Consider the following 26,474-nt stretch of genomic DNA (forward strand, 5'->3'; position numbering starts at 1 on the left):
TTGCGCTAATCTTGCGCGCATGACGCGACGACTTGCTCAGGTTGCCCAGAAAGTTGGAGTCAGCGAGGCCACGGTCAGCCGCGTGCTGAACGGGAAGCCAGGCGTCTCCGACGCCACACGGCAAGCCGTCCTCTCCGCCCTCGACGTGCTGGGTTACGAGCGTCCGACGCAGCTCCGTGGTGAGCGTGCCCGGCTGGTCGGGCTCGTCCTGCCGGAGTTGCAGAACCCGATCTTCCCGGCCTTCGCCGAAGTGGTCGGCGGCGCGCTCGCCCAACAGGGACTGACGCCCGTGCTCTGCACCCAGACCAAGGGAGGAGTGTCCGAGGCCGACTACGTCGAGCTGCTCCTGCAGCAGCAGGTGTCCGGTGTCGTGTTCGCGGGCGGTCTGTACGCCCAGGCCGATGCCCCCCACGACCACTACAAGGTGCTCGCCGATCGCAAGATCCCTGTCGTCCTGATCAACGCGGCCATCGCCCACCTCGGTTTCCCCGCCGTCTCGTGCGACGACTCGGTGGCTGTCGAGCAGGCCTGGCGCCATCTCGTCTCCCTCGGCCACGAGAAGATCGGGTTCGTCCTCGGCCCGGCCGACCACATGCCCTCGCAGCGCAAGCTCACCGCCGCGCGTACGCTGGCCGCGCAGTCGGGGATCACGGTGCAGGACGAGTGGGTGGCCCGGGCGATGTTCTCGCTGGAGGGCGGTCAGGCAGCCGCCACTCGTCTGCTCGACCGAGGGGTCACCGGCATCATCTGCGCCAGCGACCCGCTGGCGCTGGGTGCGGTGCGTGCGGCCCGGCGACGGGGCCTGTCGGTGCCCGCGGACGTCTCCGTCGTCGGCTACGACGACTCGGCGTTCATGAACTGCACCGAGCCGCCGCTGACCACGGTGCGCCAGCCCATCGAAGCCATGGGCAGGGCAGCGGTCGAACTGCTCTCGGTCCAGATCAGCGGGCGCAAGGTGGCGTCCGACGAGCTGCTCTTCGAACCCGAGCTCGTCGTACGCGGATCGACCGCCCGGCCTCCCCGATGACCCGGCTGAACCCGGGGGAGCGCTCCGCCCCGGCCGGGGCGGGCTCCTTTCGTGCCGTGAGATTTTGCGCAGGCTGTAGCTAATTTGCAGAGCCGCACCCAGGGCCGCCGTCGGCTCAGGGGCACGGGGCGACGCTGCCTAGGCCGACCCTGACCCCGCTGTGGGCAGCGGCTGTGGCGGGCGGGGGCCCTCGTACTGCCCGCTGGGCCGCATCCGCAGGGGCCGTTCCGTGTACTCCTCCATCGCATGGGCGATCCAGCCCGCCGTGCGCGCCACGGCGAAAATCGTCTCGCCCGCCGCCGCCGGCATGTCGGCGGCGACCGAGAGAACGGCCAGGGCCAGGTCGACGTTGGCGTGCAGGGGCGTGTGGCGGGTGGTGGTCGCGATGACATCGCGTGCCGCCGCCAGGGCGGCGGCAGCCTGTGGCACCTCCTCCAGCAGCCCGAAGAGTGCGGTCGCCCTCGGGTCCTCGCCTGTGTACAGACGGTGTCCGAGTCCCGGCACTCGGCGTCCTGCGCGGAGGTGGTCGGCGACGACGGGGGCGGCGCTGCCCCGGTCCACGACCTCGGAGAGCATCCGGTGCGCCAGCCCGCTGGCGGCGCCGTGCAGCGGTCCCTCCAGCACGCCGAGTCCCGCGGAGACCACTGCGTAAGGATGTGCGTGGGTCGACGCCGCGACCCGTGCCGCCAAGGTCGAAGCCGCCAGATCGTGATCGGTCAGCAGGGCGAGCGCGGTGTCCAGCACGGCGAGTGACGCCGCGTCCGAGGAGCGCGGCGACAGCCTCGGCCACAGCCGTGCGGCGAGAGAGCCGGCCTCTGCACTCTGCTCCCCGGCCGTCGGCAGCGCGCCGACCAGGGTGGGGATCAGGCCGCGCGCGCTGTTGAGGACCCCTTGTGGCGAGAGGTCGAAACGCAGGGGGTCGGCGACCGCGGCGGCGGCGACAGCGACCCGGAGGCGGTCCGTCGAGCTGCTGTGGCGTGGCAGTGATGCGGCGGCCCGCCGTGCCGCGTCGAGGAATTCGGGCGCCGCGTCGAAGCGGATGCCCGGACGGAGCTCGCCGGTCCAGAGCCACTCGGCGACCTCCTCGAAGCTGTGGCGGCGCGCGAGTTCGGTCGCGTCGACGCCGCGGAAGAAGTAGCGGTCGGGCTCGATGAGCGTGAGACCCGTGCGGAAGACAAGGCCGTTCGCGGCCACCGGGGACGGCTCCCTGCGCCCGGTACGGCGGGCCAGCGCCTCGACCTCGCCCGCGTCGAACGTACTGCCCCTCCCGCCAGGGGTGCGCCTGCTCGCGAGCTGGCCCCGGCTCACGTAGGCGTACACGGTCTCGGGCTTCACGCCGAGCAGGTCGGCAGCCTCGCGTGTGGTGAGCCGACGTCCTTCGTCCCCGTCCCGCGTCGTCGGCGGGCGCTCGCCGGCCGCCTCCGGAGCGCCGGGCTCAAGTCGCCCCGCCGCCTTCCCGTCCCCCGTACCGGCTCCGTGCACCGCCTCATGCGTCATGTGCCCACCGTATCCATGCCTGATCCATGCGCGGTCCCATCCATCGCGATGACACATTGATTAATCAATATTGACACTCTTTGCATCAATCATGGACAGTCGAATCAATGTGCAACTCGTCAAGGGAAGAGAGACCTGCCATGTCTGCCTCACGTACGGAAACAGTGCCGCTCGACGTGCCCAGGGGCCTCGCCGGTGTGATCGTCACCGAGACCGCCCTGGGCGACGTACGCGGACGCGAGGGCTTCTACCACTACCGGCAGTACTCGGCGATCGACCTGGCGCGCAGCCGCAGCTTCGAGGACGTCTGGTACCTGATGTTCCACGGCGAGCTGCCCGGCCGGGAGGCGAGCGTCGCCTTCGCCGCGCGTACCGCCGGACTGCGTCGACTGCCCGCCGAGGTGCGGGAGGCGCTGCCCGCCATCGCCCGCGCCGGTGTGGTGTCCGGCCCGCTGGCCGGGCTGCGTACCGCGCTCTCGCTGCTCGGAGCGTCGGCGGGATTCCGGCCGGTGTACGACATCGGTGCCGACCGTCGCCGCGAGGACGCGCTCGCCGTCTGTGCGGCGGTGCCGACCGTCCTGACAGCCCTGTACCGCCTCGGCCAGGGCCTCGAACCGGTCGAACCCCGCGACGACCTCCCGTTCGCGGCGAACTACCTCCACATGCTCACCGGCGAGGAGCCGGACGCCGCACGGACGGCCGCCGTCGAGCAGTACCTCGTCTCCACGATCGACCACGGCTTCAACGCCTCCACCTTCACCGCGCGCGTGATCGCCTCCACCGGCGCCGACGTCGCCGCCTGCCTCGGCGGGGCCGTGGGCGCCCTATCGGGACCGCTGCACGGCGGCGCGCCCAGCCGTGCACTGGACACCCTGGACGCCATCGGCACGCCGGACCGCATCGACGGCTGGATTCGTGAGCGGGTGCTCGCGGGGGACCGGATCATGGGTTTCGGGCACCCCGTCTACCGCACCGAGGATCCACGCTCACGCATGCTGCGCTCGGTCGCGCAGGACTTCGGCGGGCCGCTCGTCGACTTCGCCGTCGAGGTGGAACGGCAGGTCGAGGCGATCCTCGCCGAGCTCAAGCCCGGGCGTGAGCTGCACACCAATGTGGAGTTCTACGCGGGGGTCGTCATGGAGCTCTGCGGACTGCCCCGCGAGATGTTCACTCCGACCTTCTGCGCGGCGCGGATGGTCGGCTGGAGCGCCAATATCCTGGAGCAGGCGGAGGACTCGAAGATCATCCGCCCGGCGGCGCGCTATGTCGGTACGCCGCCCCCGCAGCCCGTTCCGACCCTCTGAACCACCCCGAGGAAGGCCACTTTGACCCCGCCCCACGCCTCGCAGATCCCGGTCGTCGTCCTGGCGGGATTCCTCGGATCCGGCAAGACGACCCTGCTCAACCACTTGCTCCGGAACAGGGCGGGCAACCGCATCGGCGTGATCGTCAACGACTTCGGTTCCATCGAGATCGACGCCCTGACCGTCTCCGGACAGGTCGGTTCCACGGTGTCGCTGGGCAACGGCTGTATGTGCTGCGCCGTGGACGCGAGCGAACTCGACACCTACCTGGAGACCCTGACCAGGCCCTCCGCCCGGCTCGACGTGATCGTCATCGAGGCGAGCGGACTGGCGGAGCCCCAGGAACTCGTGCGGATGGTGCTGGCGAGCGACAACCCGGACATCAGGTACGGGGGCCTGGTCGAGGTCGTCGACGCGGCCGAATTCGGCGCCACCCGGGAGCGGCACCCCGAGATCGACCGCCATCTCACGGTCGCGGACCTGATCGTCCTGAACAAGACCGACCGGGTCTCCGACGACGATCTGCTGCGCGTGCGGGAGGCGGTCGCGAGGGCCGGCGGCAGGGGGGCTGTCATCAGCGCCGCCTACGGGCGGATCGACCCGGAGATGCTCCTCGATCCCGTTCTCCGGCCGGACGAGGACGACCTCGACCGCCAGCTGAGCTTCGAGGACCTGCTGCCCGAGGCGGACCGCACGCACGACACCCACCTGCACGCGGCGTACGAGAGCGTCTCCTTCACCACGGACGTACCGCTCAGCCCCCGCCGCTTCATGGCGTTCCTCGACTCGCGGCCCGAGGGCCTCTACCGGATCAAGGGGTTCGCCGACTTCGGGGCGGGCGACCGGGACAACCGCTACGCCCTGCACGCGGTCGGCAGGTTCCTGCGATTCGTACCGCAGTCCTGGGGCCGGGATGAGGAGCGTCGGACCCAGCTCGTGCTGATCGGCTCCGGCATCGACGCGGAGGCGCTGCACAAGGAGCTCGAGAACTGCCAGGACCACGGCCAGGTGACCACGGCAGGACCGGAGCTCGGCCAGGACGCCACGGAGGGGCTGGTCCCCGGCCAGGACGCCACGGAAGAGCTGGAGCGCAGCATGTGGGGCGTCCTGAGATACGTGCGACAGCCGGACGGCGACGAGGCCTGACGGCCGGCCCCCGGACGGCGAGGAGGCCTTGACGGCCCCGGTCGGCGAGGAGGCCGGATCCCCCGGACCCCCTGGGCGGGACGCCGAACCCGCAGCCCCAGCGACCCCCGGACGCCTGAACCCGCGACCCCGGACGGCGACGAGGCGCGAGGCCCCGCGCCGTCCGGACAGGCCCTACAGCGATCCGGCGACCACCGCGACGGGGCTCGTCGACGGTGTGCCCGAGCCGTCACGGCGCGGATCCGGAGCCGGCAGCTCGGCCGGCGAGCCGTTCTTCTGCGCGGCACGCGCCGGGGTCCCGCCCGCCCAGGCGAACACCAGCACGTCCTCCCCCTTGAGGAAGCGCTGGCAGCGCACCCCTCCGGTGGCCCTGCCCTTGCGCGGATACTGGTCGAACGGGGTGAGCTTCCAGGTGCGCTCCGAGTCGTCCAGCGTGCCGTGCGACCCGGCGACCGTGAACACCACGGCATCCGCCGCCGGATCCACCGCGGTGAACGACAGCACCGTGGCGCCGGCACTGAGCTTGACTCCCGCCATGCCGCCCGCCGGGCGCCCCTGCGGACGCACCGACGCGGCCGGGTAGCGCAGCAGTTGGGCGTCGGACGTGATGAAGACCAGGTCCTCCTCGCCCGTACGCAGCTGAGTGGCGCCGACGATACGGTCACCGTCCTTCAGCGAGATGACCTCCAACTCGTCCTTGTTGGCCGGGTAGTCGGGCACCACCCGCTTCACCACCCCCTGAAGGGTGCCGATGGCCAGGCCCGGGGCGTCCTCGTCCAGAGTGGTGAGGCAGACCAGCTCCTCGTCCGCCGCCAGCGTGAGGAACTCCGAGATCTGAGCCCCGCCCGAAAGGCTGGGGGCCGCGTGCGTGTCCGGCAGCTGCGGAAGGTCGATCACGGAGAGACGCAGCAGCCGTCCGGTGGACGTCACCGCACCCACGTCCCCGCGGGCTGTCGCGGCGACCGCCGAGACGATCACATCGTGCTTGGTGCGCCTGGCGTCCTCGGTCTGGACGACCGGCTCGGCGTTCGCCGTACGGGCCAGCAGACCGGTCGAGGAGAGGAGCACGTGGCACGGGTCGTCCGCGACCTCCAGGGGGACGGACGCGACCTGCGAACCCGCCGACTCCAGCAGGACGGTGCGCCGGTCGGTACCGAACTTCTTCGCCACGGCGGCCAGTTCGGACGAGACGAGCTTGCGCAGCTCGGCGTCCGACTCCAGGATCGCGGTCAGCTTGGCGATCTCCTCGTTGAGGGTGTCGCGCTCGCTCTCCAGCTCGATCCGGTCGAAGCGGGTCAGCCTGCGCAGCGGGGTGTCCAGGATGTACTGCGTCTGGATCTCGCTGAGCGAGAAGCGCTCCATCAGGCGCTCCTTCGCCTGAGCGGAGTTGTCGCTGTCCCGGATGAGACGGATGACCTCGTCGATGTCGAGGAGCGCGACGAGCAGGCCCTCGACCAGGTGCAGCCGGTTGCGGCGCTTGGTCCTGCGGAACTCGCTGCGCCGTCGCACCACGTCGAAGCGGTGGTCGAGGTAGACCTCGAGGAGCTCCTTGAGCCCCAGGGTGAGCGGCTGCCCGTCGACGAGCGCCACGTTGTTGATGCCGAAGGACTCCTCCATCGGCGTCAGCTTGTAGAGCTGTTCCAGCACGGCCTCGGGCACGAAGCCGTTCTTGACCTCGATCACCAGGCGCAGACCGTGCGCCCTGTCGGTGAGGTCCTTGACGTCCGCGATGCCCTGGAGCTTCTTCGAGCCGACGAGGTCCTTGATCTTCGCGATCACCTTCTCCGGACCGACGGTGAAGGGCAGTTCGGTGACGACGAGGCCCTTGCGGCGCGCCGTGACGTTCTCTATGGCGACCGTGGCGCGGATCTTGAACGTGCCGCGCCCGGCGGCGTACGCGTCCTTGATGCCGCCGAGTCCGACGATCCTGCCGCCTGTCGGCAGGTCGGGGCCCGGGACGAAGCGCATCAGGGTCTCGAGGTCGGCGCCCGGGTGCCGGATGAGGTGGCGGGCCGCGGCGATGACCTCGCCGAGGTTGTGCGGGGGCATGTTGGTCGCCATGCCGACCGCGATCCCGGACGCACCGTTGACCAGGAGGTTCGGATACGCGGCGGGGAGGACGACCGGTTCCTGCTCCTGGCCGTCGTAGTTCGACTGGAAATCGACGGTGTCCTCGTCGATCGACTCCGTCATCAGGGACGTGGCGTCGGCCATCCGGCACTCGGTGTACCGCATGGCGGCCGGTGGATCGTCGTTGCCGAGCGAGCCGAAGTTTCCGTGTCCGTCGACGAGAGGCAGACGCATCGAGAACGGCTGTGCCATGCGCACCAGTGCGTCATAGATCGACGCGTCACCGTGCGGGTGCAGTTTGCCCATCACCTCGCCCACGACACGGGCGCACTTCACGTAGCCGCGGTCGGGACGCAGACCCATCTCGTTCATCTGGGACACGATGCGGCGGTGCACGGGCTTCATGCCGTCGCGGGCGTCGGGGAGAGCCCTGGAGTAGATCACCGAGTACGCGTACTCGAGGAAGGAGCCCTGCATTTCGTCGACGACGTCGATGTCGAGGATCTTCTCCTCGAAGTCGTCCGGCGGCGGGGTTTTCGTGCTGCGGCGGGCCATCGCGGCTGCGACTCCTTCACAGATTCTGTCGGGCAACCTCAGGTTCTGACGCCGACCATTGTGGACCGCCGTACCGACAACGCCGACCTCGACCCGTCCGAAGCGGTCCCGAGGGACTGTGCCGGGCCCGTCTTTACGGCAGCATCTACGACAACATTCACCCAACGGGAACTTCGCCAGGTGCCCGTGCGCTTGCTTAGAGTGGCAGGTCCGGCAGGAAATCCTGTACCGATCGAAGGGACGTACATGCCCATGGGTCACACGGCCACAGCCCAGGCCGGTTCCGGCGGCTTGACGGCGACCGAGCACCGTCTGGCCAACGGCCTGCGCGTGGTGCTCTCCGAGGACCATCTGACCCCGGTCGCCGCGGTCTGCCTCTGGTACGACGTCGGGTCCCGCCACGAGGTCGCGGGACGCACCGGTCTGGCTCACCTCTTCGAGCACCTGATGTTCCAGGGCTCGGGCCAGGTCAAGGGGAACGGGCACTTCGAGCTGGTGCAGGGGGCGGGCGGCTCCCTCAACGGCACCACCAGCTTCGAGCGCACCAACTACTTCGAGACGATGCCCACGCACCAGCTGGAGCTGGCCCTGTGGCTCGAGGCCGACCGGATGGGCTCGCTGCTCGCCGCGCTCGACGAGGAGTCCATGGAGAACCAGCGCGACGTCGTCAAGAACGAGCGCCGCCAGCGTTACGACAACGTCCCGTACGGCACCGCGTTCGAGAAGCTCACCGCGCTCGCCTACCCGGAGGGCCACCCCTACCACCACACGCCGATCGGCTCGATGGCCGACCTGGACGCGGCGACGCTGGAGGACGCGCAGGCGTTCTTCCGTACGTACTACGCCCCGAACAACGCGGTGCTCTCCGTGGTCGGGGACATCGACCCGGAGCAGACCCTCGCCTGGATCGAGAAGTACTTCGGCTCCATCCCCTCCCATGACGGCAAGCAGCCCCCGCGGGACGGCACGCTGCCCGGAATCATCGGCGAGCAGCTGCGCGAGGTGGTCCACGAGGAGGTCCCCGCGCGTGCGCTGATGGCCGCCTACCGGCTGCCGCACGACGGAACCCGTGAGTGCGACGCCGCGGACCTGGCGCTGACCGTGCTCGGCGGCGGCGAGTCGTCGCGGCTGCACAACCGCCTGGTCCGCCGCGACCGGACGGCGGTCGCAGCGGGGTTCGGGCTGCTCAGGCTCTCCGGCGCGCCCTCACTGGGCTGGCTGGACGTCAAGACGTCCGGCGGGGTCGAGGTGCCGCAGATCGAGGCCGCCGTCGACGAGGAGCTGGCCCGCTTCGCCGAGGAGGGCCCCACGCCCGAGGAAATGGAACGGGCGCAGGCACAGTTGGAGCGCGAGTGGCTGGACCGGCTCGGCACGGTCGCGGGCCGTGCCGACGAACTGTGCCGTTACGCCGTCCTGTTCGGTGACCCGCAGCTCGCCCTGACCGCGGTGGGCCGGGTGCTCGACGTGACGGCAGACGAGGTCAAGGAGGCCGCCCGGGCGCACCTGCGTCCCGACAACCGCGCGGTCCTGGTCTACGAGCCGCTCGAGCCGGCCGACGAGACGGACGGCGCCGACGCGCACGAAGGGGCCGACAAGTGACCGACGCCGCCGTGACTGGAGTAGCGATGCAGTACCACCCGCAGCCCACCGCCGGCGAAGCCAGGCCGTGGGCCTTCCCCGCGCCCGAGCGCGGCGCCCTGCCCAACGGCCTGACCGTGCTGCGCTGCCACCGCCCCGGCCAGCAGGTCGTCGCCGTGGAGATCTTCCTCGACGCGCCCCTGGACGCCGAGCCCGAAGGCCTGGACGGCGTGGCCACGATCATGGCGCGGGCCCTGTCCGAGGGGACGGACAAGCGCTCCGCGGAAGAGTTCGCGGCCGAGCTGGAGCGCTGCGGCGCCACCCTGGACGCGCACGCCGACCACCCGGGGCTCCGCGTCTCCCTCGAGGTCCCGGTCTCCCGGCTGGCCAAGGCCCTCGGCCTGGTCGCCGAGGCACTTCGGGCGCCCGCCTTCGCGGAGAGCGAGATCGAGCGCCTGGTGGGCAACCGGCTCGACGAGATCCCGCACGAGCAGGCCAACCCGGCCCGCAGGGCCGCCAAGCAGCTCTCCAAGGAACTCTTCCCCGCGACGGCACGGATGTCGCGTCCGCGCCAGGGCACCGAGGAGACGGTCCGGGGGATCGACGCCGCGGCCGTGCGCGCCTTCTACGACGCCCATGTCCGTCCGTCCACCGCGACCGCGGTCGTCGTCGGCGACCTCACCGGGGTGGACCTCGACGCCCTGCTCGCCGACACCCTCGGTGACTGGTCGGGCAACACCGCCCAGGCCCGCCCGGTTCCCCCGATCACCGCGGACGACACCGGCCGCGTGGTCATCGTGGACCGTCCCGGAGCCGTGCAGACGCAGCTCCTGATCGGCCGTATCGGGGCGGACCGCCACGACAGTGTGTGGCCCGCGCAGGTCCTCGGCACGTACTGCCTCGGAGGCACGCTCACCTCGCGGCTGGACCGTGTGCTGCGTGAGGAGAAGGGCTACACCTACGGTGTCCGGGCCTTCGGGCAGGTGCTGCGCTCCACCGCCCCCGGTTCCTCCTCCGGAGCGACCGGTGCCGCGATGCTCGCGATCAGCGGCTCCGTGGACACCGAGTCCACCGGACCCGCGCTCGACGACCTGTGGAAGGTCCTGCGCACTCTCGCGGCCGAAGGGCTGACCGACGCCGAGCGCGAGACCGCCGTGCAGAACCTGGTGGGTGTGGCCCCGCTGAAGTACGAGACGGCCGCCTCGGTGGCCGGCACGCTCGCCGACCAGGTCGAGCAGCACCTGCCGGACGACTACCAGGCCCAGCTGTACGCGCGGCTGGCCGAGACCGGCACGGTCGAGGCGACCGCGGCCGTGGTCAACGCGTTCCCGGTGGACCGGCTGGTCACCGTGCTCGTGGGGGACGCGGCCCAGATCGCCGAGCCCGTCAGGGCACTGGGTATCGGTGAGGTGTCGGTCGTCAGCGGCTGACAGCGGAGAATGCCCTTCAGGGCATGACAGAACGGACCCCGGTGAGCACGTGCTCACCGGGGTCCGTTCGTCTGTCCCATTTGGTATTGAAGATCCGCATATGCCCTGTGGGATGTGCGACATAAGGCCCTTTACGTTTGGTTCCCCGAGGCGGCCCGACCTACCGTCAGCCCGGCTGTTCGTCAGACGTATGCCGCGCCCGCGGCGCCGGACAGTCATCGCCGAGTCCCCGTCAGGCGCGAGCCTGGGGAGCCGGGGACCCATGAAGTCCCTGGGGTGAATCGGGCAATTCCGCGCCTCGCACGAGACGCGGAGGGGCCCGTAGGAGACCTTCCTGCTCCGAACCCGTCAGCTAACCCGGTAGGCGAGAAGGAAGGAAAGGACCAGCCCTTACATGGCGTTCATCCGTGCCACCGGGAAGCACCGTGCCCCGAGCCGCCTGACGCGCAGGAGCGCTCAGGTCGCCGGCATCGCGGCCCTGGCCACCACCGGCGTCATCGGCGCCACGGCCTCCCCGGCCCTCGCCGCGGATTCCGAGTCCGTCACCACGGGCAGCACCGGTCTGACCCAGGCCGTCTCCCTCGACGTCACGCTCGCCGCCCAGATCGACGCCCAGGCGGAGGCGCAGCAGCACCAGGCCGAGGCCGCCGCCAAGGCGAAGGCCGAGGCGAAGGCGAAGGCCGAGGCCAAGGCGGAGGCGAAGCGCAAGGCCGAGGCCCGCGCCAAGGAGGTCCGCGAGGCCGAGGCCCGTGCGGCCCGCGCCGCCGAGCGTGCCCGGCTGAACGCCTTCCACCTCCCGGTCGCCGGCTCCCACGTGACCACCGGCTACAAGTCGGGTGGCGCGCTGTGGTCCTCCGGCAGCCACTCCGGAGTGGACTTCCAGGCGGCGTCCGGCTCCTCCGTGGTCGCGGTCGGCGCCGGTACGGTCGTCGAGGCGGGCTGGGGCGGCGCGTACGGCAACAACATCGTGCTCCGGATGAAGGACGGCACCTACACCCAGTACGGCCACCTCTCGTCGATCGGTGTCTCGGTCGGACAGAGCGTCACCTCGGGCCAGCAGATAGGCCTCTCCGGCTCGACCGGCAACTCCACGGGCCCGCACCTGCACTTCGAGGCCCGGACCACCCCCGACTACGGGTCCGACATGGACCCGGTCGCCTACCTCCGCGCCCATGGCGTGCAGGTCTGACAGGCCTCCGCACGACGACGCTCCGCACGAAGGCCCCGGCCCGTCGCCGGAGTTCAGCACGAAGGCCCCGGCTCACCCGCCGGGGCCTTCGCCGTGCCCTGGCGGAGGAGTCCGCGGAGCGTGCGCGGAAGTGCCCCGCGGCCAAAAGCAATCCACGGATTCCACCCTGCCATCGGAAATTCCCGCCGATTGCAATAGAGTCACAGAACAGGCGTCGATCGGCCGCGTTTCGCGGGGATTAAGGCGGAGGTTCGGACATGCGCATTCCCGCGCATTCGGTATGCACGGCGATCCGTGACGACATCGTCTCCGGTGTCTTCGAACGTGGCAGCCGCCTCACCGAAGAGGTGCTCGCGCGACGTTACGGCGTCTCGCGCGTCCCGGTGCGCGAGGCGCTGCGCACCCTGGAGTCCGAGGGGTTCGTCGTCACCCGCCGGCACGCCGGTGCCTGTGTCGCCGAGCCGACGGAGCAGGAGGCCGCGGACCTGCTGGAGATCCGCATGCTCCTGGAGCCCCTCGGGGCGGCCCGGGCGGCGCAGCGACGCACCGACGCCCACCTCAAGGTGCTCCGAGGCCTGGTCAGACTGGGGCAGGAGCGGGTGCGCCGCGGCGAGGGGGAGGATCTGCGCTCGCTGGGCGGCTGGTTCCACGAGACGCTGGCGCAGGCGTCGGGCAGCCCCGCCCTGATCGCGCTGCTCACCCAGCTCCGGCACAAGATCGCGTGGATGTACTCCGTCGAACAGCCCGCCCGCCCCGCGGACTCCTGGGCGGAGCACGGTGCCCTCGTCGACGCCGTGGCGCGCGGCGACGCCGAACGGGCCAGGGCCCTCGCCGCCCAGCACGCCGAGCGGGCCACCGCCGCGCACCGGCTGCGCCGTCCGCCCGGTGGCACGGCGGGCGGCGTGCGGGTGAGGACTTCGCAACACCCCGTAAACATCGCGGGAGCACGTCATTAACAATTGCGCCGTATACAAAGAAGGTAATTGTCGCGGGGCTTTATTTCTGCTGCCCTAATTCGGGCGCGAGGAGTGCCGCTGCCCGCTCGTGAAACAGAAAAGCCGCGACTCCCGGTGAGAGGGCGCCGCGGCTTATCCGCAGAAAAGATTCCGGACGGGCCGGACTCAGACGGTCTCCGGGAGCTCCTCCAGCCCCTCGGCGACCAGCTTCGCCAGACGGTCCAGAGCGACCTCGGCGTTGTCCGCCTCGGAGGAGAGCACGATCTCCTCGCCGCCCTGGGCGCCCAGGCCGAGCACCGCGAGCATGGAAGCGGCGTTCACGGGGTTGCCGTCCGCCTTGGCGATCGTCACCGGGACGCCGGAGGCCGTGGCGGCACGGACGAAGATGGAAGCGGGGCGGGCGTGCAGGCCCTCGGCCCAACCGACGTTGACGCGGCGCTCAGCCATGGTTCTGCCCTTCACGTATCAATGGTTGTCTAGACCAGTGTCTCATGCGGTGTGCACTGCCTGCTCTGGGCTCGCCGCCGGCCCGCGCACCGCCCGCCGGCACCCTCAGCGTGCCCCCGCCGCAATGCCGACGCGACCGGTGCGACGAGCCGTAGGCTTTGCCCATGGAGCCCTCGCCCTCACCGGAGCAGAGTCCGCACCACGCGTACCCCGACCACTGGGAGGCGGACGTGGTGCTCCGTGACGGTGGCACCGCGCGCATCAGGCCCATCACCACGGACGACGCCGAGCGTCTCGTCAGCTTCTACGAGCAGGTGTCCGACGAGTCGAAGTACTACCGCTTCTTCGCCCCGTACCCTCGCCTCTCCGCCCGCGACGTGCACCGCTTCACCCATCACGACTACGTCGACCGGGTGGGACTGGCCGTCACGATCGGCGGCGAGTTCATCGCGACCGTGCGCTACGACCGCATCGACGACCAGGGCAGGCCGGCCTCCGCCCCCGCGGACGAGGCGGAGGTCGCCTTCCTCGTCCAGGACGCCCACCAGGGCCGTGGCGTCGCGTCGGCCCTCCTCGAACACATCGCGGCGGTCGCCAGGGAACGTGGCATCCGCCGATTCGCCGCCGAGGTGCTGCCCGCCAACAACAAGATGATCAAGGTGTTCCGCGACGCCGGGTTCACCCAGCAGCGCAGCTTCGAGGAAGGCTCCGTCCATCTCACCCTCGACATCGAGCCCACGGCGGAGTCCCTGGCCGTCCAGCGCGCCCGTGAGCAGCGGGCCGAGGCCCGCTCGGTGCAGCGCCTGCTGACGCCCGGCTCCGTCGCGGTCGTGGGCGCCGGACGCGCGCCCGGGGGAGTGGGCCGCACGGTGCTGCGCAACCTCCTGGGCTCAGGCTTCACCGGGCGCGCGTACGCGGTGAACACGTCCTTCGACGCAGGTCTGGAGACCGTCGACGGGGTCCCCGCGTACCGCTCCGTGGGCGAGATCGGCGCACAGGTCGATCTCGCGGTCGTGGCCGTCCCCGCCGACCGGGTCCCGCAGGCAGTCGCGGACTGCGGAGAACACGGGGTCCAGGGACTCGTCGTCCTCTCCGCCGGTTACGCGGAGCAGGGCGCCGAAGGGCGGGAGCGCCAGCGCGAACTGGTCCGGCAGGCACGCTCGTACGGCATGCGGATCATCGGCCCCAACGCCTTCGGCATCATCAACACCTCTGAATCCGTCCGCCTGAACGCCTCGCTCGCCCCCGAGTCCCCGCAGCCCGGGCGCATCGGCCTCTTCACCCAGTCCGGCGCCATCGGGATTGCCGTCCTGTCCGGTCTCCACCGGCGCGGAGCCGGACTGTCGGCCTTCATCTCCGCGGGCAACCGGGCCGACGTCTCGGGCAACGACTTCCTGCAGTACTGGTACGAGGACCAGGGAACCGACGTCGCCCTGCTGTACCTGGAGTCGCTCGGCAACCCGCGCAAGTTCACCCGGCTCGCGCGCCGTACGGCCGCGGTGAAGCCCGTGGTCGTGGTGAAGGGGGCGCGGCACAGCGGGTCCAACCCGCCGGGCCATGCCGTACCTGTCAGCCGGATCCCGGACGCGACGGTCTCCGCGCTGATGCGGCAGGCGGGAGTGATCCGTGTCGACACCGTGACCGAGCTGGTCGACGTGGGCCTGCTCCTCGCGGGCCAGCCACTGCCGGACGGGCCCCGGGTGGCGATCCTGGGCAACTCCGAGTCCCTCGGCCTCCTCACCTACGACGCCTGCCTCGCCGAGGGGCTGCGCCCACGTCCGCCGCGCGATCTCACGACGGCCGCCGGACCGCAGGACTTCCGGGACGCGCTCGCGGACGCGCTCGCCGACCGGACCTGCGACGCGGTGATCGTGACCGCGATCCCGTGGGTGGGGGAGAACGGCGAGGCCGAGACCGGTGACGGCGAGACCCTGGCCGCCGCGCTGCGCGAGGCTGCGGCCGGCGGCCCGGCCAAGCCGGTGGCCGTGGTGCACGTGGAGATGGGCGGCCTGGCGGCGGCCCTCGCCGCCGCCACGAGCACGGCGGCGCCCCGGCCCCGCACGACCGCCCCCGGAGCGACGCAGGAACCAGGACCCGGGACGGAGTCCCACGCGGCGGCCTCGGGCTCCGAGAGGGAGCCGGAGCCACAGCTCCGGACGCCGGCCCCGGGCGCCGTCCGCGCCACGACCCCCGTCCAGGGAGTGGGGGACACCGCGGCCACCGGCAACCCACCGGCGGCCACCGGCGATCCCGCTCCGCCACGTACGGGCGCTCCCGTACGTGGCGGCACGGCGGATACGGCACCGGCGGGCGTGGGCGCTCCCGCCCCGGCGCCTGCGGGCGGCCCCGGCTCCTCCACCGGCCGGATCCCCGCCTACCCCGCCGCCGAACGAGCCGTACGCGCCCTCGCCGAGGCCGTGAAGTACGCACAGTGGCGGCGCCAGGCCGCGTCCCCCGGCAAGGTGCCCGAATTCCTGGACGACACGATCGACGAACCGGGGGCCGCCGGGCTGATCGACGCGTTGCTGGGCCCCGGCCCCGACCCGCGGGGCCGCCCGCTCACCCCGGACGAGGCACGCGACCTGCTCGCCCGTTACGGGATCGCCGTCCGGCCCGCTCTTCCCGCCCCGGATCCCGGGGAAGCCGTGGCTGCCGCCTCCGAGCTCGGCTACCCGGTGGCACTGAAGACCACCGCCCCCCATCTCCGCCACCGCGCCGACCTCGGTGGCGTCCGGCTCGACCTCGCCAACGAGAACGCGCTGCGCCGGGCCTACGGCGAACTCACCGAGCTGCTGGGCACACCGGCCGAACTCCGCCCCGTGGTCCAGGCCATGGCACCCAGGGGGGTCGACACCGTCGTCAAGGCGTCGATCGACGCCGCCGCCGGTGCCGTCCTCTCCTTCGGGCTGGCCGGCGCGCCCTCCGAGCTGCTGGGCGACACCGCGCACCGTCTCGTGCCCGCCACCGACCGCGACGCCGCCGAGCTGATCCGCTCCATCAGGGCGGCTCCGGTGCTGTTCGGCTGGCGCGGGTCCGCGCCGGCGGACACAGCGGCGCTCGAAGAGCTTCTGCTGAGGGTGTCCCGGCTGGTCGACGACCACCCCGAGGTGGTCTCGGTCACCCTGGAGCCCGTAGTCGTCGCCACGCAGGGCCTGACGGTCCTCGGAGCGAGTGTCCGGCTCGCCCCGCCGCCCGCCCGCAGTGACCTCGGCCCCCGCCGGCTGCCCAGCTACTGACCGGCGGGGACTTCGGCCCCGGCGGGCTCTCAGCTACTGACCGCGCAGGGATCTCGGCCCCCGCCGGCTCCCCAGCTACTGACCGCCCGCCGACCCGCGCACGGCGTCCCCGGCAGCCACCGGCCCCCCGTAGGATGGTCCCTATGGCAAAGACCGGTACGACGACCCAGGGGCTGCGCGCGGCGATCGAGCGCAGCGGCTACTACCCGGCCCTCGTGGCCGAGGCGGTGGAGGCCGCCGTCGGCGGGGAGCCGGTCGCGTCGTATCTGGTCCACCAGGAGACCACCTTCGACTCCAACGAGGTGCGCCGCCATGTCACGGTCCTCGTCCTGACGGACACCCGCTTCATCGTCAGCCATACCGACGAGCAGGCCGCAGACACGAGCTCCCCGACGCCGTACGCCACGACGTCCACCGAGTCGGTCAAGCTCGACCGGATCTCGTCCGTCGTGGTCAGCCGCGTGGTCGCCAACCCCGAGAAGTACGTGCCCGGCACGCTGCCCCGCGAGGTCGTCCTGACGATCGGCTGGGGTGCCGTCTCCCGCATCGACCTGGAGCCCGCCGCCTGCGGTGACCCCAACTGCGAGGCCGACCACGGCTACACCGGCAGCTCCACCGCCGACGACCTGAGCCTGCGTGTCAGCGAGGCCGGGGACGGCCCGGACACCGTGCGCCAGACCCTCGCCTTCGCCCAGGCGCTCTCCGAGGCCACGGCCGCCACCGCGGCCACCACCCGCTGATGGTCCAGCCGCCGGCCTGGCAGGACCCGGTCCTGCTCGATCCCGAGACCGCGCCCGTTCCGGAGTACGGCAGCGGCTCGCTCGCCGACCTCCTGCCGACGCTGGCCGCGGGCCAGGGTGTCCCGGGCTTCGAGGCGACGATCCCGGAGCTCACCCCGGCCGACCGCAACTGCGTCTTCCTGATCGACGGACTCGGCTGGGAGCAGATCAAGGCCCACCCGGACGAGGCCCCCTTCCTGCACTCCCTGCTCCCCACCTCCCGCGGCGGCACGGGCAGGCCGCTCACCTCGGGTTTCCCGTCCACCACGGCCACCTCGCTCGCTTCGGTCGGCACGGGTCTGCCCCCAGGCGAACACGGGCTCCCCGGCTATACCGTGCGCAACCCGGAGACCGGCGAGCTGATGAACCAGCTCCGCTGGAAGCCCTGGACCGCGCCGAAGGTCTGGCAGCCCTACCCCACCGTCTTCACGCTCGCGGACGCCGCAGGGGTACGCACCGCGCAGGTCTCCGCCCCGGACTTCGAGCAGACGCCCCTGACCAAGGTCGCGCTCAGTGGTGGTTCCTTCCTCGGCCGGCTCTCCGGCGAGGAGCGGATGGACGTCGCCGCCGAGCGTCTCGCCGCCGGTGACAGGTCCCTCGTCTACACGTACTACAGCGAGGTCGACGGCCAGGGCCACCGCTTCGGTACCGACTCCGATGCCTGGCGTGGCCAGCTGATGTACGTGGACGGTCTCGCCCAGCGCCTCGCCGAGCAGCTCCCGCCGCGCTCGGCGCTGTACATCACCGCCGACCACGGCATGATCGACATCCCGTTCGACGAGCAGTCCCGTATCGACTTCGACGAGGACTGGGAGCTCGGCGCGGGCGTGGCCCTGCTGGGCGGCGAGGGCCGGGCCCGCCATGTGTACGCGGTTCCCGGGGCCCAGGCCGACGTACTCACCGTCTGGCGCGAGGTGCTCGGCGAGCAGTTCTGGGTGGCGAGCCGCGACGAGGCCGTCGCGGCGGGCTGGTTCGGGCCGCGGATCGACGAGCGCGTGTACGGCAGGATCGGCGACGTGGTGGCAGCGGCTCACGACGACGTGGTGATCACCGCGTCGGTCAACGAGCCCCATGAGTCCCGGATGGTGGGGATGCACGGGTCACTGACCCCCGTGGAACAGCTCGTTCCGCTCCTCGAAGTACGCTCCTGACCCTCCTCCCGCCCCCCGCGCACGGCCCCCCACGCACCGAATCCGCACATCGCATCCGCACCCGAAAGGCGCGCCTCTCCTCATGCCCGAGCTCGTGTTCTTCTCCGGAACGATGGACTGCGGAAAGAGCACCCTGGCGCTCCAGATCGGGCACAATCGCTCGGCCCGAGGGCTCCAGGGCGTGATCTTCACCCGGGACGACCGAGCGGGTGAAGGCAAGCTGTCCTCACGGCTGGGGCTGGTGACGGAGGCCGTGGAGGCGGACGAGGGGATGGACCTGTACGCGTACCTGGTCGCGCAGCTGACCAAGGGTGGCAGGGTCGACTACGTCATCGTCGACGAAGCGCAGTTCCTGGCTCCGGACCAGATCGATCAACTGGCGCGCGTAGTGGACGACTTGGGCATGGACGTCTTCGCTTTTGGTATCACGACGGACTTCCGCACCAAGTTGTTCCCCGGTTCGCAGCGACTGATCGAACTCGCCGACCGGGTCGAGCAGTTGCAGGTCGAGGCTCTGTGCTGGTGTGGTGCCCGTGCCACGCACAACGCGCGGACCATAGACGGTGAGATGGTCGTCCAGGGGGCGCAGGTCGTGGTCGGTGACGTGAACCGGCCGATGGGCGAGATCGGCTACGAGGTGCTCTGCCGCCGTCACCACCGGCGCCGCATGACTGCCGCCTCTGTCCGCGCGGGCGCACTGTCCCCGGATGTCCTGCCTGTGTCATCTCCTTGATGCGCCGGCGGCGCGGGTGCGAACGAGGGCGCCGGTCGGAGCGGTGAAGGCGGGACTCGTTGCTCCCGTCCGATGGGGAAGACTGAGCCCATGAGAGACATCGTTTTCACGCGCGCGAGCGGCTGGATCCCGAACGTGATCCGCGAGGACGGTGACCTCAGGCTGATGCTCGGTGCCGGGGCCGACGCCAACCACGAGCCCCGCACGTTCACCTTCTCGATCGGGGAAGCCCATCTCGCGGTGATCCGAGAGGACCTGGCCAGACACCTGCTGCTGTGGAGCGCGGTCCTTCCGCTGTGCGACGCGGCCGGAACCCGGGGCCCGCTCGACGAGGCCGCTGCTGTCGCGCTCCTGGACCCGATCCTCGTCTCCCCGCCGGCGGACGTCGACGCCTTCTTCCGGCACATCCGGTGGGACAAGGGCCGGCTCGTCGCCCACGGGGCCGACATCGGTCTGCTCGAGCGCGGTCAGGTCTGCGCGGCGATGCGCGCGGCGACGGAGACATCCGACGGCAAGCGGGCTCAGGGGTACCACGCGGACCGCCGTCGCACCGAGCGCGGAGTGGTGCTCGGCCCGCTCGACGCCGCGATTCTGAAGTACACGGGCCAGTACCTGCACGGCGCGACCGTTCCGAGGCGGACGCCCGATGCCGTCGACCCCACACTGCTGCCGGAGGTCATGAGTGTGATCGCCACCGCGGAGCAGGCGTGCGCCGGGATGCGGATCGGCCGCGATCCGCGACGGGGGAAGCGGGCCACGGACAAGCGTGACTGGGACCGGATGACGGCGACGGTCGACGCGGCCGTGCGCCGCGCACACCCTGAGCTCGTCGATGACGCGGTGCGTACCGTGAGCTTCCTGATGTGCTCGGAAGCCGCGGGCCGCTCCAGGAGCGTACCCATGGACGATGAGGAGGAGCCCGCCGACGGCCGTGCGCGCCTCGATGCGGGCGCGAGGAGGAGGATCCTGTCGTTCACCGACGACAAGGGCGCCGAGAAGAAGTGGCTCCCGGGCGGATCCCGCACTGCCACCGCGGAGTTCTGGGAGTTCGTCGGTGATCGATCCGCCTCGGACAACGAGGTGTTCACCATCGAGGACGAGGAGAAGGGCGAGGGGATTCAGCTCCACTTCTACGCGGACTCGATCGCCCGGATCACGACGGTGCACAAGGGCGAGGGCGGGGCGGATCCGGAGTACCGGGTCGAGTACGGCCTGGTCGACGGGATCGGCGGGTACCGCACGCTGGTGAGCGCCTTCGTCCGCGGCGGCTGCGCCGCACTCGAACCGCACGGCCCGTGGATGCCGGACGCCGCCGAGTTCGAGCGCGCGCGTCGGCGGCGCGACACCGAGTAGCGCCGGCGGGAGCATGGACGAGGTGGGTGCGCGGTCACCTGACGTCCTTACGGCCGACCAGTGCTCTGACGCTCTCGTATGCCGGTGGCCATGAGTGCATCGCCGAGGGCCGGGTAGGCGGCAGCGCAAGCCGCAACCGAGTGAAAGAAGGATGATCTCCATGTCCTCCTCCCTCGTCGAGACCGTCGACATCAAGGCGCCCGTCGCCGTCACGTGGGCCCTGTGGAGCGACGTGACGCAGTGGCCGAAGTTCCTGAGCCACGTCCGCCGCGTCGACCCGATGGACGAGCGCCGGTTCTCCTGGCAGTTGTCCCTGCCGGGCGCCGACAAGGGCTTCGTCGCGGAGCTCACCGAGGTCGTCCCGCAGGACCGCATCGCCTGGAAGACCATCGAAGGTGTGCACCACGCCGGTGTCGTCACGTTCCACCGGCTCGACGACACATCGAGCCGGGTCGCCCTGCAGATCGAGTACGACCCCAACGGTTTCGTGGAGCACCTCGGTGCCTTGACGAACCTCGATTCGGTCCTGGCCAACTACGACCTGGGCGAGTTCCAGAAGCTGGCCGAGTCGACGGCGGCGGGCGACGGTCCCCGGGGGCTGTGACCCTGGGGCGCCGCCCTCCACCGCACGGCTGCGGCCCGTACACACCCCCGGGTGTGTACGGGCCGCAGCCGTGCGGCGTTCTCCGTACGCCGTGCGAGGGGAGCCGTTTCGCCCCTCGGCCGTCTCTTTGCGTGGACGGGGGTTGTCGCCGGAGAAGGGAACAGGTGGGATGATCTCCATGAAGAAAGCGCTTTCCCCGCTCTCCGCCGAACCCCTGGCACCCTTCGACCACCTCGATCACCGCTACCGCGGCGAGAACCCGGTCCGTACCCTCGGCCATCTCTTCCGGCCCGACCGCGGCCGACTGGCCCTGGCGGTCGCCCTCTTCGTCGTGAAGCACAGCCCCATCTGGCTGCTGCCACTGATCACCGCGACCGTCCTCGACGTGGTCGTGCAGCACGGTCCCGAGTCGGGGATCTGGAAGTCCGCCGGCGTCCTGCTGTTCATCCTCGTGATCAACTATCCGCTCCACCAGTGGTACGTCCGCTTCCTCGGCGGGAGCATCCGCCGCATGGGCATCACCCTGCGCTCGGCGCTGTGCCGGCGGATGCAGCAACTCTCCATCGGCTACCACGCGCGGGTCAGTTCGAGCGTGCTCCAGGCCAAGGTCGTCCGCGACGTGGAGGCCGTGGAACAAATGGTGCAGCAGAGCTCCGACATGGGGCTCGGAGCCGTCGTCACGCTGATCGGCGGACTCGTCGTCATCGGCGTACGCGTGCCCGAGTTCCTGCCCGTCTTCCTCGTGGTGGTGCCCGCCGCGGGCTTCCTGGTGATGAAGCTGCGCGGTCGGCTGCGCAGCCACAACGAGTCCTTCCGCCGCGAGGTCGAGCAACTCTCCTCCCGAGTCGGCGAGATGACCACCCTCATCCCCATCACCCGCGCGCACGGCCTCGAAAGGACCGCGCTCGGCAGGGTCGACGGCTCACTGCGTCAGGTGTTCGCGGCCGGTCTGCGCCTGGACATGATCAACGGCCGCTTCGGCTCGCTGGCCTGGGTCATCCTCAACACGCTCGGCGTCCTGTGCCTCACCGGCTCCGCCCTGGTCTCGTACCACGGCTGGATGGCGATCACCGCCGGTGACGTGGTGATGCTCAGCGCCTTCTTCACCGTGCTGACGGGCTCGGTGACGACTCTGCTGGGCCTGGCCCCGATCCTCACCAAGGGCCTGGAGTCGGTGCGTTCGGCGGGCGAGGTGCTCCAGGCGCCCGATCTGGAGAACAACGCCGGCAAGGCGCGGGTGGAGAGCGTCACGGGCCGGATCGACTTCGAGGGTGTCGGTTTCGCCTACGACGGGGAGCCCGCGGTCGAGGGGTTCACCCTGTCCGCGCGGCCCGGCGAGACCATCGCGCTGGTCGGAGCCTCGGGGGCGGGCAAGTCGACCGTCCTCAACCTGCTCATCGGCTTCATCCGGCCGACCTCCGGCCGCATCCTGCTCGACGGGACCGACATGGCGGGCCTCGATCTCCGTACCTACCGCCGCTTTCTGTCGGTGGTGCCGCAGGAGTCGATCCTGTTCGAGGGCAGCATCCGTGACAACGTCACGTACGGCATGGGCGACACCGACGAGGAGACGCTGATGCGGGCTCTCCGGGACGCCAACGCGCTGGAGTTCGTGGAAGGTCTGCCGCAGGGCCTGGAGACGGTCATCGGTGAGCGCGGCGCGCAGCTGTCGGGCGGTCAGAAGCAGCGGCTGGCCATCGCCCGGGCGCTGATCCGCGATCCGCGGGTGCTGGTGCTCGACGAAGCCACCTCCGCGCTCGACAACCGCTCCGAAGCGCTCGTCCAGGAAGCCCTGACCCGGCTCGTGCACGGCAGGACCGTCTTCGTCGTCGCCCACCGGCTCTCCACGATCCAGGGCGCCGACCGCATCGTGGCCATGGAGGGAGGCAGGATCGCCGAGGTGGGGTCGCACGAGGAACTGCTCGCTGCCGGCGGGGTGTACGCGGGACTCCAGCCCGCTCAGCCGAGGTGACGACGGGCGCCTCCCGGAGCACGGCTGCGTCGTCCTGACGTTGCGGGGCGGGCCGCCCCGGCCGGCGGCTGCTCCCGCGAAGGAAAGCGGCCACCGCCCCGGCAGGGCCGCGCTCCGCGTCACGCCGTGACGGGAGCCGGGTCATGGGTGCGCCGATCCCTCAGTGGTCCGGCGGCCGGACGATCGTGAACACGGCGCCCTCCGGGTCCGCCACCGTGGCCAGTCTCCCCGTCGACCCCTCACGCGGCGGCTGGAGCATGCGTCCGCCGAGCTCCACCACACGTGCCGCGGTCTCGTCGGTGTCGGCGACCTGGAAGTACGTCATCCAGTGCGGACCCCGGTCGCGTGGCAGGGCATGCCCCACGCCGTGCAGGGCGGCAACGGGGCGGCCCTGGAGGTGCAGTGTCTGGTAGTCGAAGTCGGCCGAGACGACCGCCTCGATCCCGAACCCGAAGACGGCCTGGTAGAACTTCGCGACCGACGAGGTCTCGCGCGTCACCAGTTCGTTCCACACCGGGGTGCCGGGTGTGCCCGCGAGGGCCGTACCGAGGTGCTCGGCGGCCTGCCAGATGCCGAACACCGCTCCGCCCGGGTCGGACGCGATCGCGAGCCGGCCGGCGTCGCCGGCATCGAGCGGACCGACCGCCACCGTCCCGCCGCAGGATCGGATCGCCTCCGCCGTGGCGTCCGCGTCGTCCGTGGCCAGGTAGGTCGTCCAGGCGACGGGCAGGTGCCGGTCCGGCGGCAACTGCCCGATGCCCGCGACCTCCTTGCCGTTCAACAGGGCCCGGACATAAGGCCCCAGTTGTTCGGGCCCGGGCCGGAACTCCCAGCCGAACAGCGTGCTGTAGAACTCCTGCGTCGCGGTCAGGCCGTGCACGATCAGACTCACCCAGCACGGTGCTCCGGGCGGGCGCCGGGTGGCAGCCTCGGTCATCTTCTTCTCTCTCCTCGTACCATCGGGGTGGCCGTACGGGGGGACGGGAACTGCACGGCGTCCAGGGGTACGGATACGGGTGCACACGCTCCGTGCAGATGCTCGCACCCCGCAGGCCCCGAGGCACTCCGGCCGCGCCGCGTTTCGGGGCTTCCGATTGCCCCGAAGTCCGTTTTGCGGCGGTACATGCGTATCGGTGGGACGCCGGGCTGAGGGGGCGCTGCGCGAAGATGGCCCTCATGAAGCCCATCATCACCGCATCCGAATATCAGAGCGAGTCGACCGGCCCGCGCCCGCCGGTGCTCCTGGACGTCCGCTGGCAGCTCGGCGGCCCGCACGGCCGTGCCGCCTACGAAGCCGGGCACCTCCCGGGAGCGGTGTTCGTCGATCTGGACGCGGAGCTCGCAGGACCGCCCGGAAGCGGCGGCCGTCACCCCCTGCCCGACCCGGAGGCCTTCGGGGCCGTCATGCGGCGTGCCGGAGTGCGCCGGGACGCCCCGGTGGTGGTCTACGACGGCGGCCAGGGCTGGGCCGCGGCCCGCGCATGGTGGCTCCTGCGGTGGACCGGTCACGAGGACGTCCGCGTACTGGACGGTGGTCTCGCCGCGTGGACCGGTGAGCTCACCACCACGATCCCGGCACCCGCCGAGGGGGACTTCCGGCCCGAGCCTGGAGCGCTCGGGCTGCTGGACGCGGACGGGGCCGCGGAACTGGCCCGCTCCGGCCTGCTGCTCGACGCGCGGGCAGCGGAGCGCTACCGCGGGGACGTGGAGCCGATCGACCGCGTAGGCGGTCACATCCCGGGCGCGGTGTCCGCGCCGACCAGCGAGAACGTTGACGCGGAGGGCCGCTTCCTGGCCGCCGGAACGCTCGCCTCCCGGTTCTCGGCCCTGGGCGCCGACGGCACGACCGAGGTCGGCGTCTACTGCGGCTCGGGTGTCTCGGGCGCCCACGAGGTGCTGGCGCTGGAGATCGCCGGACAGCGGGCCGCGCTGTACGCCGGCTCCTGGTCGGAGTGGTCCGCGGACGAGTCCCGCCCTGTCGCCACCGGACCGGCCCCGCACTGACGGGAGCGGGGACCGGCCGGCTGTACGTCCGGGCGTCCGCGCCCAGGGCTGCCCGGCGGCTCCCGGACGTGCGCCCGCAGTGCCGCCCGGTGCCTCCCGGTGGGGAAACCGCAGCGTTCGTCTACGGAAGGAAACGAGCGAGGGCCCGCACGCGTCGGCGTGCGGGCCCTCGCCCAGGTCGAGAAGATCCTTCCGGGCCCTCAGTCCTGCTTCTTCCGGCGGGTGCCGAAGACGATCTCGTCCCAGCTCGGCACCGCCGCCCGGCGCCCCGGGCGCACCCCGTCCGCCTCGGCCTGCCGGTCCGTCGTCCCGGTCAGCCGGTCGCGGTGTCCGGCCACGGCGCGCGGCATCAGCACATCGGCGTAGGCGGAACCCGCGCCGGCGGACGCCGCCGCGGCCGGAGGCTCGTCCGCCTCGGGCTCCTCCTGCGAGGCGGGCTCGAGCGCGGGCGGTTCCGGCTGCGAGGGCCGTTCCGGCACGACCATGTCCCCGCGGAAGCTGGGCACCGCCTCCAGCAGGCTGGTCAGCGAGTCGCGCTCACCGGCGGACACGCCGCTCACCCGCTCCTCCGGTTCGAGGGCGGAGGGGGAGGGGCGCTCGATCTGGCGGTCGAGCGCACGGTCCAGCGGCCGGTCACGGGGCAGCCGTGCGATCCGGGGCACGAACGGGAAGCTCGGCTCCGGCGCCGCGACGTCGTCGGTCTCGCCGATCAGCGAGCGCGCCTCCTCGTCCACGGCCTGGACCAGGCGTCGTGGCGGGTCGTACGTCCAGCTCGCGGAGTGCGGCTCGCCCGCGACGCGGTAGACCAGGAGGACCTCCCAGGTGCCGTCGTCCCGGCGCCACGAGTCCCACTGGACGGTCTCCCGGTCGGCCCCGCGCAGCAGGAGGCGCTCCTGCACCGCCTCGCCGAGCTGAGGGCCGGTGTTCTCGCCCGGGCGTCGCACCGGAGTCTTCCGGGCCCGCTCGGCCATGAAGGCACGCTCCGCGAGCACAGGGCCCTCGAAGCGGCGTACCCGGTCCACCGGGATGCCGGCGAACTGGGCGACCTCCTCGGCGGAGGCGCCTGCGCGTATCCGCGCCTGGATGTCGCGAGGGCGGAGATGGCTCTCCACCTCGATCTCGATCTGGCCGAGCCGGGCGCGATCATTGCGCACGGCGGCACGCAGCCGCTCATCGATCGGAAGCGTGTACTCCGTGCTGTCCGCAGCCTTGAGCACCAGTCGTGTGCCGTCGTTCGAGACGGCCACGACACGCAGTTCGGGCATGGGAACCTCCCGGGTGGTGCCTGCCGACGTCACGTGCGTCGCTGCTTCCGCTAGTCGAGTGTGACCTGCCCGGGTTCAGCCTGCCACAACCTTGCCAAGTTACCCGGCGTGTCGGGCCTTGGCCCTGGACCGCCGCGATGGCACGGTTACCTGTTCACAACGCGGAGCGACCGGTTGG

Annotated in this window: 20 protein-coding genes and 1 riboswitch; of the genes, 15 read left to right on the forward strand and 5 right to left on the reverse strand. The window is 71.4% G+C overall.

What is annotated here, in order from left to right:
- The first annotated feature begins 19 nt into the window (after positions 1 to 19).
- On the forward strand, positions 20 to 1,027 hold the full coding sequence (locus ABZY45_RS24805; RefSeq protein WP_356743090.1) for a LacI family DNA-binding transcriptional regulator: 1,008 nt from the start codon (positions 20 to 22) through the stop codon (positions 1,025 to 1,027).
- Positions 1,028 to 1,165: 138 nt separating this feature from the next.
- On the opposite strand, the gene ABZY45_RS24810 is transcribed toward ABZY45_RS24805, so the two are convergent.
- Positions 1,166 to 2,524 (reverse strand): citrate/2-methylcitrate synthase, encoded by a 1,359-nt coding sequence (locus ABZY45_RS24810; RefSeq protein WP_356743092.1) that lies wholly within the window; start codon positions 2,522 to 2,524, stop codon positions 1,166 to 1,168.
- A gap of 140 nt (positions 2,525 to 2,664) precedes the next feature.
- On the opposite strand from ABZY45_RS24810, the gene ABZY45_RS24815 reads away from it, so the two are divergent.
- Together ABZY45_RS24815 and ABZY45_RS24820 are read left to right on the forward strand one after the other, a co-directional pair.
- Complete coding sequence (locus ABZY45_RS24815) at positions 2,665 to 3,828, forward strand: citrate synthase/methylcitrate synthase (RefSeq protein WP_356743094.1); 1,164 nt, start codon at positions 2,665 to 2,667, stop codon at positions 3,826 to 3,828.
- A gap of 21 nt (positions 3,829 to 3,849) precedes the next feature.
- Positions 3,850 to 4,974 carry a GTP-binding protein gene (locus tag ABZY45_RS24820; protein WP_356743096.1) on the forward strand — a complete coding sequence of 375 codons (1,125 nt, stop codon included), beginning with the start codon at positions 3,850 to 3,852 and terminating at the stop codon, positions 4,972 to 4,974.
- 174 nt (positions 4,975 to 5,148) lie between these two features.
- On the opposite strand, the gene ABZY45_RS24825 is transcribed toward ABZY45_RS24820, so the two are convergent.
- Positions 5,149 to 7,599, reverse strand: a complete 2,451-nt coding sequence (locus ABZY45_RS24825) for a DNA topoisomerase IV subunit A (RefSeq protein WP_356743098.1) — start codon at positions 7,597 to 7,599, stop codon at positions 5,149 to 5,151.
- 246 nt (positions 7,600 to 7,845) lie between these two features.
- Here ABZY45_RS24825 and ABZY45_RS24830 point away from each other — a divergent pair, with 246 nt between their 5' ends.
- The 4 genes from ABZY45_RS24830 to ABZY45_RS24845 all read left to right on the forward strand — a co-directional run bounded on the left by ABZY45_RS24830 (position 7,846) and on the right by ABZY45_RS24845 (position 12,752).
- Positions 7,846 to 9,198, forward strand: coding sequence for a pitrilysin family protein (locus ABZY45_RS24830; RefSeq protein WP_356743100.1), 1,353 nt, complete (start codon positions 7,846 to 7,848; stop codon positions 9,196 to 9,198).
- Between the two features lie 26 nt (positions 9,199 to 9,224).
- On the forward strand, positions 9,225 to 10,607 hold the full coding sequence (locus ABZY45_RS24835; RefSeq protein ID WP_356743388.1) for a pitrilysin family protein: 1,383 nt from the start codon (positions 9,225 to 9,227) through the stop codon (positions 10,605 to 10,607).
- A gap of 209 nt (positions 10,608 to 10,816) precedes the next feature.
- A riboswitch (cyclic di-AMP (ydaO/yuaA leader) is annotated at positions 10,817 to 10,989 on the forward strand.
- Between the two features lie 12 nt (positions 10,990 to 11,001).
- On the forward strand, positions 11,002 to 11,796 hold the full coding sequence (locus ABZY45_RS24840) for a M23 family metallopeptidase (RefSeq protein WP_356743102.1): 795 nt from the start codon (positions 11,002 to 11,004) through the stop codon (positions 11,794 to 11,796).
- 257 nt (positions 11,797 to 12,053) lie between these two features.
- On the forward strand, positions 12,054 to 12,752 hold the full coding sequence (locus ABZY45_RS24845) for a GntR family transcriptional regulator (protein ID WP_356743104.1): 699 nt from the start codon (positions 12,054 to 12,056) through the stop codon (positions 12,750 to 12,752).
- 165 nt (positions 12,753 to 12,917) lie between these two features.
- On the opposite strand, the gene ABZY45_RS24850 is transcribed toward ABZY45_RS24845, so the two are convergent.
- Positions 12,918 to 13,199, reverse strand: coding sequence for an HPr family phosphocarrier protein (locus tag ABZY45_RS24850; RefSeq protein ID WP_356743106.1), 282 nt, complete (start codon positions 13,197 to 13,199; stop codon positions 12,918 to 12,920).
- A 164-nt stretch (positions 13,200 to 13,363) separates the two neighbouring features.
- Between ABZY45_RS24850 and ABZY45_RS24855 the strand changes: the two genes are divergently transcribed.
- From ABZY45_RS24855 to ABZY45_RS24885, 7 genes are all read left to right on the forward strand, one after another.
- Positions 13,364 to 16,435 carry a GNAT family N-acetyltransferase gene (locus tag ABZY45_RS24855; protein WP_356743108.1) on the forward strand — a complete coding sequence of 1,024 codons (3,072 nt, stop codon included), beginning with the start codon at positions 13,364 to 13,366 and terminating at the stop codon, positions 16,433 to 16,435.
- Between the two features lie 143 nt (positions 16,436 to 16,578).
- Positions 16,579 to 17,175, forward strand: a complete 597-nt coding sequence (locus tag ABZY45_RS24860) for a DUF5998 family protein (RefSeq protein ID WP_356743110.1) — start codon at positions 16,579 to 16,581, stop codon at positions 17,173 to 17,175.
- Positions 17,175 to 18,365: a nucleotide pyrophosphatase/phosphodiesterase family protein gene (locus ABZY45_RS24865; RefSeq protein WP_356743112.1), complete on the forward strand. Its 1,191-nt coding sequence runs from the start codon at positions 17,175 to 17,177 to the stop codon at positions 18,363 to 18,365. The genes ABZY45_RS24860 and ABZY45_RS24865 overlap by 1 nt, the downstream gene beginning before the upstream one ends.
- 82 nt (positions 18,366 to 18,447) lie before the next feature.
- Positions 18,448 to 19,098, forward strand: coding sequence for a thymidine kinase (locus tag ABZY45_RS24870; protein WP_356743114.1), 651 nt, complete (start codon positions 18,448 to 18,450; stop codon positions 19,096 to 19,098).
- A gap of 90 nt (positions 19,099 to 19,188) precedes the next feature.
- Positions 19,189 to 20,451, forward strand: a complete 1,263-nt coding sequence (locus ABZY45_RS24875) for a DUF6357 family protein (protein WP_356743116.1) — start codon at positions 19,189 to 19,191, stop codon at positions 20,449 to 20,451.
- A gap of 160 nt (positions 20,452 to 20,611) precedes the next feature.
- Positions 20,612 to 21,055: an SRPBCC family protein gene (locus ABZY45_RS24880; RefSeq protein WP_356743118.1), complete on the forward strand. Its 444-nt coding sequence runs from the start codon at positions 20,612 to 20,614 to the stop codon at positions 21,053 to 21,055.
- Positions 21,056 to 21,233: 178 nt separating this feature from the next.
- Positions 21,234 to 23,027, forward strand: a complete 1,794-nt coding sequence (locus ABZY45_RS24885; protein WP_356743119.1) for an ABC transporter ATP-binding protein — start codon at positions 21,234 to 21,236, stop codon at positions 23,025 to 23,027.
- Between the two features lie 160 nt (positions 23,028 to 23,187).
- On the opposite strand, the gene ABZY45_RS24890 is transcribed toward ABZY45_RS24885, so the two are convergent.
- Entirely contained in the window at positions 23,188 to 23,964 is a 777-nt protein-coding gene (locus ABZY45_RS24890; RefSeq protein ID WP_356743121.1) for a VOC family protein, read from the reverse strand.
- Between the two features lie 239 nt (positions 23,965 to 24,203).
- Here ABZY45_RS24890 and ABZY45_RS24895 point away from each other — a divergent pair, with 239 nt between their 5' ends.
- Positions 24,204 to 25,031 (forward strand): sulfurtransferase, encoded by an 828-nt coding sequence (locus ABZY45_RS24895; protein ID WP_356743122.1) that lies wholly within the window; start codon positions 24,204 to 24,206, stop codon positions 25,029 to 25,031.
- A 200-nt stretch (positions 25,032 to 25,231) separates the two neighbouring features.
- On the opposite strand, the gene sepH is transcribed toward ABZY45_RS24895, so the two are convergent.
- The gene (gene sepH, locus ABZY45_RS24900; RefSeq protein ID WP_356743123.1) at positions 25,232 to 26,296 is read right to left on the reverse strand and encodes a septation protein SepH; all 1,065 of its coding nucleotides are present in this window, start codon (positions 26,294 to 26,296) and stop codon (positions 25,232 to 25,234) included.
- Between the last annotated feature and the right edge of the window lie 178 nt (positions 26,297 to 26,474).

Origin of the sequence: Streptomyces sp. NPDC006516, from assembly GCF_040611875.1 — a bacterium.
Taxonomy (GTDB): Bacteria; Actinomycetota; Actinomycetes; order Streptomycetales; family Streptomycetaceae; genus Streptomyces.

Coding starts and splice junctions, on each gene's coding strand:
- ABZY45_RS24805 (WP_356743090.1), top strand. CDS start 20: ATGACGCGACGACTTGCTCAGGTTGCCCAGAAAGTTGGAGTCAGCGAG.
- ABZY45_RS24810 (WP_356743092.1), bottom strand. CDS start 2,524: ATGACGCATGAGGCGGTGCACGGAGCCGGTACGGGGGACGGGAAGGCG.
- ABZY45_RS24815 (WP_356743094.1), top strand. CDS start 2,665: ATGTCTGCCTCACGTACGGAAACAGTGCCGCTCGACGTGCCCAGGGGC.
- ABZY45_RS24825 (WP_356743098.1), bottom strand. CDS start 7,599: ATGGCCCGCCGCAGCACGAAAACCCCGCCGCCGGACGACTTCGAGGAG.
- ABZY45_RS24830 (WP_356743100.1), top strand. CDS start 7,846: ATGCCCATGGGTCACACGGCCACAGCCCAGGCCGGTTCCGGCGGCTTG.
- ABZY45_RS24835 (WP_356743388.1), top strand. CDS start 9,225: ATGCAGTACCACCCGCAGCCCACCGCCGGCGAAGCCAGGCCGTGGGCC.
- ABZY45_RS24840 (WP_356743102.1), top strand. CDS start 11,002: ATGGCGTTCATCCGTGCCACCGGGAAGCACCGTGCCCCGAGCCGCCTG.
- ABZY45_RS24845 (WP_356743104.1), top strand. CDS start 12,054: ATGCGCATTCCCGCGCATTCGGTATGCACGGCGATCCGTGACGACATC.
- ABZY45_RS24850 (WP_356743106.1), bottom strand. CDS start 13,199: ATGGCTGAGCGCCGCGTCAACGTCGGTTGGGCCGAGGGCCTGCACGCC.
- ABZY45_RS24855 (WP_356743108.1), top strand. CDS start 13,364: ATGGAGCCCTCGCCCTCACCGGAGCAGAGTCCGCACCACGCGTACCCC.
- ABZY45_RS24860 (WP_356743110.1), top strand. CDS start 16,579: ATGGCAAAGACCGGTACGACGACCCAGGGGCTGCGCGCGGCGATCGAG.
- ABZY45_RS24865 (WP_356743112.1), top strand. CDS start 17,175: ATGGTCCAGCCGCCGGCCTGGCAGGACCCGGTCCTGCTCGATCCCGAG.
- ABZY45_RS24870 (WP_356743114.1), top strand. CDS start 18,448: ATGCCCGAGCTCGTGTTCTTCTCCGGAACGATGGACTGCGGAAAGAGC.
- ABZY45_RS24875 (WP_356743116.1), top strand. CDS start 19,189: ATGAGAGACATCGTTTTCACGCGCGCGAGCGGCTGGATCCCGAACGTG.
- ABZY45_RS24880 (WP_356743118.1), top strand. CDS start 20,612: ATGTCCTCCTCCCTCGTCGAGACCGTCGACATCAAGGCGCCCGTCGCC.
- ABZY45_RS24885 (WP_356743119.1), top strand. CDS start 21,234: ATGAAGAAAGCGCTTTCCCCGCTCTCCGCCGAACCCCTGGCACCCTTC.
- ABZY45_RS24890 (WP_356743121.1), bottom strand. CDS start 23,964: ATGACCGAGGCTGCCACCCGGCGCCCGCCCGGAGCACCGTGCTGGGTG.
- ABZY45_RS24895 (WP_356743122.1), top strand. CDS start 24,204: ATGAAGCCCATCATCACCGCATCCGAATATCAGAGCGAGTCGACCGGC.
- sepH (WP_356743123.1), bottom strand. CDS start 26,296: ATGCCCGAACTGCGTGTCGTGGCCGTCTCGAACGACGGCACACGACTG.